This window comes from Paenibacillus praedii (genome assembly GCF_049725345.1).
Taxonomy (GTDB): domain Bacteria; phylum Bacillota; class Bacilli; order Paenibacillales; family Paenibacillaceae; genus Pristimantibacillus.
In genome coordinates this window covers 30522-43020 of the sequence record NZ_JBMWAM010000015.1, presented here as the reverse complement: position 1 = coordinate 43020, position 12499 = coordinate 30522, and the positions used below count along the sequence as shown (strand labels likewise).

Below are 12499 nucleotides of genomic sequence, written 5' to 3'. Positions count from 1 at the left end.
ATTACCGCTCGCCCACAACCAATACCTCCGGCACCAGCAGGACGTCAAAGCGTTCATGAATGGTGCTCTGGATATGTTTCATGAGGGCGAGAACGTCTTCAGCTGTCGCTTGCCCGGTATTCACAATAAAATTGGCATGCTGCTCAGACACTTGCGCGCCTCCTAGGGTATAACCCTTCAGCCCGGCCTCTTGAATAAGACGAGCCGCGAAATCATTCGGCGGATTGCGAAATACGCTTCCTGCGCATGGAAGCTGCAATGGCTGTGTCCGTCGTCTCTTGTCCTTGTAAGAGGCCAGTGCAGCTGCAATCTCCTTACGATCTCCCTCTGCGAGCTCGAAGGCGGCTTCAACGACAACCCCTTTTTGCTCCTGAAGAATGGAATGACGGTAAGAAAAGTGCATGTCGTCCTTCTCGTAGCGAACCAATTCTCCTGTCTCCAAAACAATGTCAGCTGACTTAAAAATACGTGACACATCCGATCCATGCGCGCCAGCGTTCATATAGACGGCTCCGCCTACTGTACCCGGAATTCCCCCCGCGAATTCAAGTCCAGTAAGCCCTTCCTTCCCTGCCACAACCGCCAGCTTAATAAATGAGTAGGATGCTCCGGCAGTGACGAGCGATCCTTCGAAGCGCACGTAATCTAACCCCTTGTGCGGTTTTAATACAACGCCGCGAACCCCTTTGTCGCTCACAAGCATGTTCGAGCCTCTGCCTAAATTAGTCCAAGCTGTCTGATGCTTTTGGAGCAGTCGCACAGCCGTCACCAATTCTTCTTTGCCTCTCGGGAGGATGAGTATATCGGCAGGTCCGCCGATTTTCCACGTCGTGTAGTTAGAAAGCGGTTCATTGTACAACATTTCACCGATATCGGCTTGTTCCAATTCCGCTATTAATGCCTCCATTATTAAACCTCCTTCAAGTATGCAGCATCGTAAACATATTCTATAAAAATGAGCTCCTTGCGATTCGCTATCGTCCGGGCTTGCTATAAACAGCTAAATAACGGACAAAATCGCTGCAGCAACCGCGCCTTTTGGCGATGGTCACGAATGTAGTGTATCTTATGCCCCGGCAGACTCTTGTGTGACAGACGCCTATCCGGAGCCCATTTTCATGACCAGTAACTTACCTTGAGTAACGCGAAATATTCAATAAAATGCCCAGCCCCGTTAACAGAAGCGTGAGAGAAGAGCCGCCATAGCTCACAAGCGGCAGCGTAATACCCGTAACCGGCATCATGCCGATGACAACCCCGATATTTATAATGACCTGTACACCGATAATGCCGGTTATCCCAACCGCCAGCAGACTGCCGAACGTATCAGGAGCCGCTATCGCCGCACGAATGCCGCGCCAAACCACGACAAGAAATAATAGAATGAGCGCTGAACCGCCGATAAAACCGAGCTCCTCGGCTAAAATAGAAAAAATAAAATCGGTCTGCGGCTCAGGCAAATAACTGTGCTTTTGACGGCTCATGCCCAGACCGAGCCCCACCAGACCTCCCGGTCCGATCGCAAGCAAAGATTGAATAATTTGATAGCCTCCGTCAAGCGGATCTGCCCATGGATCAAGGAAAGAGGTGATTCTCTTAAGACGGTATGGAGCAGCGAGAATGAGTCCGACTAGACCCGCAAAGCCGATAAGCGCCAATCCGCCCAAATGAGCTATTCTGGCGCCTGCCGTAAAGATCAATATCAAGGAAGCGCCCATCATCACCGCACCCGTTCCAAGATCCGGCTGCAGCATAATTAAGCCAAAGGCAAGACCCGCGAGTCCCAGCGGCGGCAGAAGCCCCTTCGTAAAGCTTGTGATCGTCTGCTGCTTGTCTGACAGCCATTTTGCTAGAAACAAAATCATGGCCAGCTTCATGAATTCAGACGGCTGAATGCCAAAGGAGCTAATACCGAGCCAGCTGCGCGCGCCGCCGCGAACGACGCCGACTCCTGGAATAAGTACGATCAGAAGCAGCCCGAAGCAGACAAGCAGAGCCATCGGCGCCCATCTCTTCCATACCGTATAATGCGTATTCATCGTAAATAGTAATGCACCCACCCCTAGAGCTGCAAATAAAGCCTGGCGCTTTACATAATAGAAACGGTCACCGAACTCGTGAAAAGCGAGCACGGCGCTCGCACTGTACACCATAATCAATCCGATTGTGAGTATCAGCCCAATTGCGGCGAGCATCCAAATATCTGGGGCAGAACGTGCTTTGACCATAGAGAACACACCTCTTAGCATGGGAAAGTAGGGACATGCCCCCTACTTACAAGGTATGCGCCGAATCTTTAAAAATACGTCCTCTTTGCTCATAGGAAGCAAACATATCCCAGCTGGCACATGCCGGCGATAACAATACGATATCACCCGGCTCTGCCATAGCAGCAGCTTGCTTAACAGCTTGCCGAAGGACGGATTCAGCGTCCTCACTAGGTTCGACGACTTCCACCTTGGTTAAACCTGCAAGCTCGGCCACATGTGTCAGCTTCTCGCTTGTCTGGCCGAAAGCAACCAGTCCTTTCAGCCGTTCACGAAATAAAGGAACGAGCTCCATATAATCAGATCCGCGGTCCAATCCGCCTGCTACGAGCACAATGGGCGCATTGAGCGAACGAACAGACATCGTTGTTGCAACTGGATTAGTCGCTTTCGAGTCATTGTAATATTTTACACCGTTCACTTCGCGCACAAACTCCAGGCGGTGTTCTACTCCCCTAAACTGCCGCAAAGGCTCTATAAGCTGCTCCGGCGCCACACCAGCAGCCAAACAGGCTGCGATAGCCGCGAGCGCATTAGCAGCATTATGACGCCCTGGAATACCCAGTTCGTTTACCGGCAAAATCGTTTTCACTTGACCATCGCCAAAATTGTATACGATATGCCTCACAGCTTCTTGGTCTTCTGCTTTCGAATCCCCTGAGCTGACTGTATCCTTTACAAAGGGCGGGTCAATGAATACTCCCTGTTCTAGTCGTTCATATAGCGAAAACGGGAGCAGCTGTGCGATCAGCAGCTGGGAGAGCGCCCTGCATTCCGGATCATCCCAATTGATTACCGCCGCATCCTCCGGTTCCTGATTGTCGAACAGCTTCGCTTTCGAGTTGACGTAATCATCCATATCGCCATGATAATCGAGATGAGTCTCCGCAATGTTGAGAAGCAAGGCGACTCTAGGACGGAATGCATGCGTGCCTTTTAACTGAAAGCTGCTAAGCTCCGCAACGATCCACTGCTCTTCGTCTGCTTCCAGCGCCGCTTCGCAAAGAGGCCTACCGATATTACCGGCTACGATCGGCTTCATGCCGGCTGCTTCAAGCATTTTACCGACCCATGTCGTCGTCGTCGTTTTTCCGTTTGATCCGGTTATACCTATAATTGGGGCTGGAGAGAGCCAGTAGGCAGCCTCCACTTCCGTAATAATCTCAACGCCAAGCTCGGCAGCGCGCTGAACGGGAGCTGCCGTATAAGGAATGCCCGGATTTTTGATCAGCAGCGCCGTTTCCCCGTTAATCAGATCTTCCGGATGATAACCACAAATCACAGAAATGCCCAAAGCAGCTAACTCATCCGCTTCGGGGCATAATTCGCGATCCTTCTGGTCGTTCACGACGACGATCGCGCCTAATTGATGAAATACCTTTGCTACGCTAACACCGCTTCTGGCCAAGCCCAATACGACAACTCGGCGGCCTTCATAAGATGCCGGATGATTCATAAGTGACAGTCCCTTCTATGGATACATGAAGCGGCTCCGCTTATATAGAAGCCGCCATTACATACAATAATTCCATTAAATGACGAACAATAGACCAATGGCTGCAAGCACTAGACCGGCTAACCAGAACACCGTAACGACCTTCCATTCTGACCAGCCCACCAATTCGAAATGGTGATGAATCGGGCTCATTTTGAAAATCCGTTTGCCTCTAAGCTTAAAGGAAGCAACCTGCAAAATAACCGAAAGCATTTCGATGACGAAAACCCCGCCAATAATGATGAGCAGCAGCTCCGTCTTCGTTAGGATCGCCACTGCCGCAATACCGCCTCCGATTCCGAGTGAGCCCATATCTCCCATAAATACTTTAGCGGGATGGGCATTGAAGACAAGAAAGCCCAGCACGGCACCGATCATAGCCGCTGAGAATACGGCTGACTCATGTGATGAGGTTTGAAGCGCTACGATTGTAAACGCGCCAAAAGCAATTGCGCTCGTGCCCGCAAGCAGGCCGTCTAGACCGTCGGTGAAATTAACCGAATTGCTTGCGGCAAACATAATAATGACGACTAATGGATAATAAAACCAGCCTAGGTCAATGCCCCACGCCGTACCCGGTATCGTAATTTCCGTACTATGGTTCATATTATACAGCATCGCGCATACGACAATCGAGAATAAAAGCTGTCCATACAGCTTCTGACGAGCCGTCAACCCAAGCGAGCGTTTAAATACGATTTTGATATAATCATCAAGAAAACCAACTAAACCGAAACCAAGCGATGCGGTAAGCAACACCCAAAACTCTGCGGTTTTATCGGAAAAACGGATAAAGGCGATCAAGAGCGCAATCATAATAATGATGCCGCCCATCGTCGGCGTGCCGCTCTTTTTGAGGTGGCTTTCCGGTCCTTCTGAACGAATTTGCTGACCAAACTTCAGACGCCGAAGCAGCGGAATGAACAATGGTCCTAACAGTACCGCTATCAGGAAGGAAGCACCCATCGAAAATAAGATGACCATCATGTCCATTTCCTCACCCCACCTCTAAAGCTTGGACAATCTGTTCCATACGCATGCCGCGCGAGCCTTTGATGAGAACGATATCCTCAGGCTGCAGCTGCGTGCGGAGCCAATTAGCAAGCTGTTCTTTGTCTTCAAAATGTCGAATCGCGTCAGAAGCATCCCCGCTTGGAAAATGTGATCGCGCTCCCTCAGCCGTATGTTGCGACAAAGGGCCATAGGTTAGCACCGCGTCCGCCTTCTCTGGCGTAATATAGGCGCCAGTCTGGAAGTGAAGCTCCTGCTCCTCCGGTCCAAGCTCAAGCATATCGGCAAGCACGATCCATTTGCAGCGATAGCCGTCTAATTGCTCCACTAGGTCAATCGCTGCTCGGACGGCAGTTGGATTGGCATTGTAGGCATCGTTCAGCAGCATCGCGCCGTTAAAGGCACGAAGCGGCTGAATCCGCATGCCCGTCAGCTTCATCCCTTTTAAGCCTTCAACAATTTTGGCAGCCGGCACTCCAAAGTATCGGCCGACTGCAATTGCGGCAAGCGCATTGCTGACGTTATGCTGACCTGGCACCGGTATGCGGACCGTTCCGACACCGCTTGGCGTTCCGCTATATAATGCTGTGAAGGTCGAGGCTTCCGGCTCGATGATAATATCGGCAGCCGACCATTCGTTGCGCTCGGTTAGACCGAAAGTTCTGCGCACGATACCGCTCGGTAAAACAGAGCGCTGCAGTTCTTCTTCGAGCAGCGGCTCATCCCCGTTGTACAGAAGAAGCCCGTTCTCGCTAAGTCCTTGCGCAATCTCCAACTTCGCTTTCGCAATGCCAGCCCTCGAGCCCAACTGAAGCAAGTGAGCATCGCCAACATTCGTAATGATCGCGGCATCGGGTTGTGCAATTTTTGTCAACAGCTCAATCTCGCCGAAGCCACTCATCCCCATCTCCAGAACGGCTGCCTCCGTATCCTCACTAAGCTGAAGTATGGTTAGAGGCAAACCGATATGATTATTCAGATTGCCTTCTGTTTTATGAACATGATAGGTCGTGCCAAGAATCGCAGCCGTCATATCCTTTGTTGTCGTTTTGCCATTGCTGCCTGTAATGCCGACAACGCGCACGACAAGTTCGCTTCGGTAGGCTGAAGCAAGACGCTGCAATGCAACCAGCGTATTCCCGACGATTAAGAGCGGAAAACCCGCTAGCGATTCCGGCACATCTTTTCCCTTCTGCCATAAAGCGGCTGCCGCTCCATTCTGGACGGCCTGCGCCAAATAATCATGTCCGTCAAACTGATCACCAACTAGCGGCACGAACAACTGACCCGCTTGTGTGTGCCGCGAATCAGTGGTTACCCCTTCTATACGAAGCTCCGTTTGGCTTCCTTTCCATATTGCGCCGCTCATTTCGGCTATTTGCTTGATCGTGCGTTTAATCAATGTATGATTCCCCTTATCGCTTCTTTCGCAACTATTCGATCATCGAATGGATGCTTGATGCCGTTTATTTCCTGGTAGGTTTCATGACCTTTCCCCGCAATCAATACTACATCTCCTTGGCTTGCCATTTCAACCGCTTTTTGAATAGCCGCCTTTCGATCAACGATTAATTCATATTGTGAAGGGTCGATTCCACTATGAATCAGTCCAGCTTCTATATCCTCTAAAATAAGCTCAGGCGTTTCCCTGCGCGGATTATCCGACGTGATAATGATATGGTCCGCATAACGAGCGGCAATCCCGCCCATCAGCGGACGCTTCGTCCGGTCTCGATTGCCCCCGCAGCCGAATACGCAAATAATTTTTTTCTCTACGAATTCTCGAACGGCACGCAGTACATTCTCCAGTCCGTCAGGCGTATGCGCGTAATCTACGATAACCGCAAAATTTTGGCCGGCATTGACCGCCTCCACCCGTCCCGGCACGCCGGGAATCGCTTTTAAGCTTGCCGCTATTAAACGCAGCTCTACTCCCTCGATCAGCACAGCGCTGATGGCAGCTAATGCATTGTACACATTAAATTTGCCCGCCATTTGGAGTGACACCTCGGCGCTGCCCCGGAAGGTGCTGACCTCGAAGGAGGTGCCCTTCGCCGTTATACGGATATTCGAAGCACGGACGTCCGCGTCGTTGTCGATCCCATAGGTCACAACCTCAGCCGCGGTCAGCTCCGCGTATTCCTGCGATACAGGATCATCGGCGTTAAGAACAGCGTAGGAGCGATCTTGTTCCTCTTCGGCATACACATTGCCGAGACGCGAGAAGAATAGTCCCTTCACTGCTGCATAGCGGCTCATCGTCTCATGATAATCAAGGTGGTCCTGCGTCAAATTCGTAAATACGGCCGTTCGAAAGCGACAGCCCTTCACCCGCCCTTGCTTTAAGGCATGCGAGGATACTTCCATCGCGCAGTATGCTATTCCCGCATCGCGCATCTCGCTGAGATAACGCTGCAGCTGCAACGTTTGCGGCGTCGTGCTCGACATAGGAAAGGATTGCCCGGCGTAACGAAGTTCGATCGTACCGATCACGCCCGTCGGCCTGCGTTGATCATTCAAGACTTGCTCGATCAAATAGGTTGTCGTCGTCTTCCCATTTGTCCCTGTAACCCCGATCAGCTTGATCGTTCGACTCGGATGTTTGTAAAAAAAATTGGCGAGTACCGCCATCGCAAGGCGGCAATCTCTTACAATCAGCTGGGGAACCTCCAGCGCCAGCTCCCGCTCTGCAATTAGCGCCACAGCGCCGGCACCAACCGCTTCAGGCGCAAACTGATGACCATCAACCGTATGACCGCGCAGACATATGAATAACTGCCCTTTGACGATGCTTCGCGAATCGGTTTCTATGCCGGTTAATTCCGTCTCCCCGTCGCCAATGAGACGCGACGTGATAAGCAGCTCCGCAACCTCTCTTAAACGCATCCGCTTCAGCCCCTCCCTAAAACGCTGACGGACAGGCAACTTGCCTCCCGCAGCGCCCTCGTTAACTACCATTATAGTCAATGAGTGTGGGATATATTATCATCTTCGCCCAAATAGATGCGAATCGTCGAGCCGCGATCAACGCGGGTGCCTGCGGCAGGCGCTTGACGTATGACGGTTTTGCCGGAGCCCGCTGATGTAAGATTAAAATTCATGTTCATATCCTCATATAGATCTGATATGGACTTGCCGACAAGATTCGGTACTGTTACAATCGGAGTTTCTCCATACTTATACTCACGTGCGATCTGCTTCTCGCGCGGCGGAATTTCCAAGATGCTCAGCGCATCCACCATCATGTTATGTACGATCGGAGCGGCGACCACGCCGCCGAATTGAATGCCCTGTGGATTGTCGACCGCCACATAGATAACAATTTTCGGATCATCAGCCGGAGCGAAGCCGATAAAGGAAACAATATGCTCATTCGGCGAATATCTGCCGTTTATAACCTTTTGAGCCGTACCAGTCTTGCCTCCGACGCGATAACCGTCTATAAACGCGTTTTTCCCCGTTCCTTTGGCAACGACGCTCTCAAGTGCTTCTCTTACTTCCTTAGAGGTTTCCTCTGATATGACTCTGCGCACCGCTTCCGGCTCTTTTGTTTCCACAGTGACTCCCGTCTCCGGATTGATCCAAGCTTTGGCCACATGCGGCTTATATAATGTACCACCGTTTATGGCAGCTGAAACAGCCGTAATTTGTTGAATCGGCGTAACCGAAACCCCTTGTCCGAAGGCGGTCGTCGCTAACTCAACGGGGCCGACTCGGTTCAGCTTGAACAAAATGCCGTTTTCCTCGCCGCCAATATCAATACCCGTCTTCGTACCAAAGCCGAAGCTCTTAATATAATCGAATAGTTTTTCTTTCCCTAAACGATAACCAAGTGTGACGAAGCCTGGATTGCAGGAGTTCTCTACGACCTCAAGAAACGTTTGGCTGCCATGTCCACCCTTCTTCCAGCAGCGGAGCCGGGCTCCGCCGACTTCAATTGCACCCGGATCGAAAAATCGGTCATTTTTCAAGTCGACCTTATTTTCCTCTAAGGCTGCGGCAAGCGTAATAATTTTGAACGTTGAGCCGGGCTCGTAGGTCATCCAGATCGGCAAATTGCGGTTATAAACCTCAGACGGCACCTCACGGTACTTATCCGGCTCGTAGGTTGGCCGGCTCGCCATGCCGAGAATTTCGCCGTTATTCGGATCCATGGCAATTGCGATTATACCGTCAGGCTGCAGCTTCGTCATTGCCTGATCGAGCTCGCGCTCCATGACCGTCTGAATTTGCTTATCAAGCGTAAGCTGCATCGTAAGCCCGTCCTTCGGCTCGACATACGTATCGGAGGAGTTTGGCATGGTGCGGCCAGCCGCATCCGACAGGAAAGATACGCTGCCTCCAATGCCGCTCAGCTCTTTATCATATTTAGCTTCAATTCCTGTCAGCCCTTGATTGTCAATGCCTGTAAAGCCAAGTACATGCGCTGCTAGATTCCCATACGGATAAAAACGTTTATTGTCCTCTGCTACGACGATGCCATCCAGTCCCAGATCTCGAATTTCCCCAGCCTTCTCAATTGAAATTTTACGGCCGCCAGGCCCAAGCTTCACGATCATCGCTTTTGTTTTCAGCTTCGTGAGAACCGTTTCCTCCGTCATATTAAGCAGCGGAGCAAGTCTGCTTGCCGTCGTCTGCGGGTCTTTGATTTGGACAGGAATAGCCCACACCGTCGGCGATGTGACGTTGTAAGCGAGCTGCACGCCATTGCGGTCCACGATTTCGCCCCGCTTGGCCATATATGGAATATTCCGTCTCCAGGAGTCCTCTGCTTTCTCCGCCAGCTCCTCACCCTGCCAAAGCTGAACATAGGCAAGCTTTAAACCTAATGCTGCAAACACTGCGCACGCCAAAATAAGAATAATAAATAACCGGCGCCTTACCGTTACATTCGATATCTTCATTTCTTGTTCCTCCTCCGCCTGGCTGTATAGCGAGGAGCGTACGCTGACGCTCATTCCCAGCCTATTCCGGACAAGCGGAGGATAGAACAAGCCTACCTTAACTTGAAGAAAAGATATAATAGATGTTCCATGTAAGATCCAATTACTCTGAAGTTATACTAACCGTATCCGCAGGAATAGCAGTAGCGGCATCTTCTGCATCAGTGCTCTGATCTGGATTGCCATCCGACTCCGTTTCCCCAGCCTGTCCTTCAGGGTCGGCGCCTTCCCCACCCGCTCCTGCTGCTTCAAGCGGCGGTGCAAGGACGACGCGCAACACCTTCACATTGTTCAACGTTTCTGTTTTCTGTGAAACGACAAAACCTTGACCTTCAGGAATGAGCCGAATACCGATTAATGACGTAATTTCCAAAGCATCTCGGAGAGAGACCCCCGTCAAGTCAGGGATGGTCAGCTTCTCGCGCTGCTCTGTGATCAGATAAACACGCTGTGTCGGATGTACGGATGAGCCTGGAGCCGGTATTTGCTGCAGCACCGTCTTCCCGTTGCCAACCAATTCAAAGTTCATCGCCTTCACCTTTAATTCGGATTGCGCTTGCGTCACGTTCATTTCCGTCAAATCAGGGACCTGTACCGACACCTCAATTTTCTCTGATGCGGAATTGGTCTCAAAGCTTGGCGAAACGCCCATTTTACGCAAACTTTTCAATACGATTTGTTTAAAGGCGGGAGCGGCAACGGTTCCGCCGCCGACCAACGAGTCATTAGGTTCATCGACTACAACATAAACGACGATCTTAGGATTCTCTACCGGAGCATAGCCGATGAAGGAAACGACATATTTGGAGTCTGAATAGACGCCGTTTACAACCTTCTGTGCCGTTCCCGTTTTACCGGCGACACGATAGCCCTCAATATAAGCATTTTTACCGGTTCCGATCTCTTGGTCCGATACAACCTGCTCCAAATATTCGCCTACCTTGCGCGAGGTTTCCTCTGAGATTACCTGCCGAACGACTTTGGGCTCGACAACCGTTGTTGTATTTGCAACCGAATCCTTTATCATCTTCACGATCTGAGGCTGCAGAAGCTTACCGCCATTCGCGACAGCAGCAACAGCCGCCACCTGTTGAATTGGCGTGACGGTAACACCTTGTCCGAAGGTCGCATTCGCCACATCAAGAGGATACCGCAGATTGACGACACCTTTTAATTCGCCGCCAAGCTGAACATTGGTCTTCTCCCCAAAACCAAATTTCGAAATATAATCCGTGAATTTTTCGGCGCCCATCTGTTCATAGCCAAGCTTTACGAACGCTACGTTACTCGAATATTTCAATCCTTCAAGATAAGTAATCGTTCCCCAGCCCTCGCGTTTAATATCACGAATCGTTTTGCCGGGCACAGATATATTTCCTGATTTATACGTGGCATTCGGATTGAACAAGCCTTCCTCCACAGCCGCAGCCAACGTGACGATTTTGAAGGTGGAGCCTGGCTCATACAACGATCTAACCGCATGATTGTAAGAGTTTGAGTTGTTTTTCCAATACTCGTTCGGATTGTATTCCGGCACGTTTGCCATGGCTAAAATTTCCATTGTATTCGGATCAGCCGCTATAGCAGTCGCGCTCTTTGGCGCATATTTGACGACAATCTCTCTTAGCGCCTCCTCCACGTAATGCTGGATATCGCTATCAACCGTTAAAGTGATGTCCTGACCGTCTTTAGCCGGCTGGACATTCATTTCGCCGCCGGAAAGCTGGACGCGCTTGCCGTCCTTCTGGTACTGAATTAATCCATTTTCCCCGCTTAGCTGCTCGTTGAAGTAAGCTTCAACACCTGTCATAGCGGAGCCTTCCTTATCCAAATAACCAACGACTTGACCAGCCAGCTCATTTCTTGGATAGTATCGCTTTAAATCCTCAAACAAATAAATCCCGGTATCAGTCACGCCCTTTTCTTTGGTCAGCTCTTCACGAAATTTTTTGATTTTATCGGCCAGCGCTTTGTCGATTCCCCAGCCGCCGTTACGCAACTCCCTATGCACAACATATTGTCCGTCTTCCTTTTTCATCGATACATGCTTCTCAAGGTCGTCCTTGGAAATACCGAGAATTTCATGGAGGCCATCGATTACCTCCTCCGTCACCTCCGCATCATGAATGGCCTGCGGATTAACCGCCACATTATAGGCAATTGTATCCATGGCAAGCACATTGCCATTTCGATCCGTAATCGTGCCCCGATTCGCGACAAGAACCTCAGCTGTTGACCAGCGTGCCTTCGCCATATCATACCATTTGGCGCCCTCAACAACCTGAACGATATAGATTCGAGTAATCAAAATGAGAAAAAGGAGGGTCATTACCCCTCCAAACAGCAGTGTGCGCATTCTAATTCGTTTTAACATCATCCGTCACCCTATTCTTGCATAGCCGTTTTCAATTCGTTATCACCGGTTTTTACCGTAATTCCGCCTTCGAACGAGCTAACCATGCCTTGGGATTCCGCGAGCTTCCGAATGCGCTCCGGGTCGCTCAGCATCTCCACCTGCTTCTTCAAATCTGCCATTTCTACCGACATTGTTTGATACTCATTATTCATTTGCTTGATTTGCAGATTCATGTCATAGATTTGAGCGTAGCGAAAAATAATGACACCAGCTACAACAACAGCTATAAATATCGTGAACATATATAACAGCTTTTCTTGCACTGGTATCGGTTTTCGCTTTACGACGACTCGTTTTGTCTCACGGATAACGGTTTGCTGATCCTGCTTTCGCTTAGGCTGCAGCGCTAAATTGCCATTCACATACG

At 50.4% G+C, this 12499-nt stretch carries 9 protein-coding genes; all 9 read right to left on the bottom strand.

All coding sequences use genetic code 11. The annotated features are described in order from the left end of the window. Position 1: 1 nt before the first annotated feature. The 9 genes from murB to ftsL all read right to left on the bottom strand — a co-directional run bounded on the left by murB (position 2) and on the right by ftsL (position 12494). A complete protein-coding gene (gene murB / locus ACO9K6_RS14570; protein ID WP_424768292.1) occupies positions 2–907 on the bottom strand; it encodes a UDP-N-acetylmuramate dehydrogenase in 906 nt (301 codons plus the stop codon). Positions 908–1130: 223 nt separating this feature from the next. Then, on the bottom strand, positions 1131–2228 hold the full coding sequence (gene spoVE, locus ACO9K6_RS14565; RefSeq protein ID WP_424768291.1) for a stage V sporulation protein E: 1098 nt from the start codon (positions 2226–2228) through the stop codon (positions 1131–1133). A gap of 46 nt (positions 2229–2274) precedes the next feature. Next, positions 2275–3723: a UDP-N-acetylmuramoyl-L-alanine--D-glutamate ligase gene (gene murD, locus ACO9K6_RS14560; RefSeq protein ID WP_424768290.1), complete on the bottom strand. Its 1449-nt coding sequence runs from the start codon at positions 3721–3723 to the stop codon at positions 2275–2277. A 75-nt stretch (positions 3724–3798) separates the two neighbouring features. Then, on the bottom strand, positions 3799–4755 hold the full coding sequence (gene mraY / locus ACO9K6_RS14555) for a phospho-N-acetylmuramoyl-pentapeptide-transferase (protein WP_424768289.1): 957 nt from the start codon (positions 4753–4755) through the stop codon (positions 3799–3801). Between the two features lie 4 nt (positions 4756–4759). Then, complete coding sequence (locus tag ACO9K6_RS14550; protein WP_424768288.1) at positions 4760–6175, bottom strand: UDP-N-acetylmuramoyl-tripeptide--D-alanyl-D-alanine ligase; 1416 nt, start codon at positions 6173–6175, stop codon at positions 4760–4762. After that, positions 6172–7659: a UDP-N-acetylmuramoyl-L-alanyl-D-glutamate--2,6-diaminopimelate ligase gene (locus ACO9K6_RS14545; protein WP_424768287.1), complete on the bottom strand. Its 1488-nt coding sequence runs from the start codon at positions 7657–7659 to the stop codon at positions 6172–6174. Before ACO9K6_RS14545 ends, ACO9K6_RS14550 begins: the two co-directional genes overlap by 4 nt. Positions 7660–7736: 77 nt before the next feature. After that, positions 7737–9677 carry a stage V sporulation protein D gene (locus tag ACO9K6_RS14540; protein ID WP_424768286.1) on the bottom strand — a complete coding sequence of 647 codons (1941 nt, stop codon included), beginning with the start codon at positions 9675–9677 and terminating at the stop codon, positions 7737–7739. A gap of 142 nt (positions 9678–9819) precedes the next feature. Then, positions 9820–12090: a penicillin-binding transpeptidase domain-containing protein gene (locus tag ACO9K6_RS14535; RefSeq protein ID WP_424768285.1), complete on the bottom strand. Its 2271-nt coding sequence runs from the start codon at positions 12088–12090 to the stop codon at positions 9820–9822. A gap of 11 nt (positions 12091–12101) precedes the next feature. Next, positions 12102–12494, bottom strand: coding sequence for a cell division protein FtsL (ftsL, locus tag ACO9K6_RS14530; protein WP_424768344.1), 393 nt, complete (start codon positions 12492–12494; stop codon positions 12102–12104). Between the last annotated feature and the right edge of the window lie 5 nt (positions 12495–12499).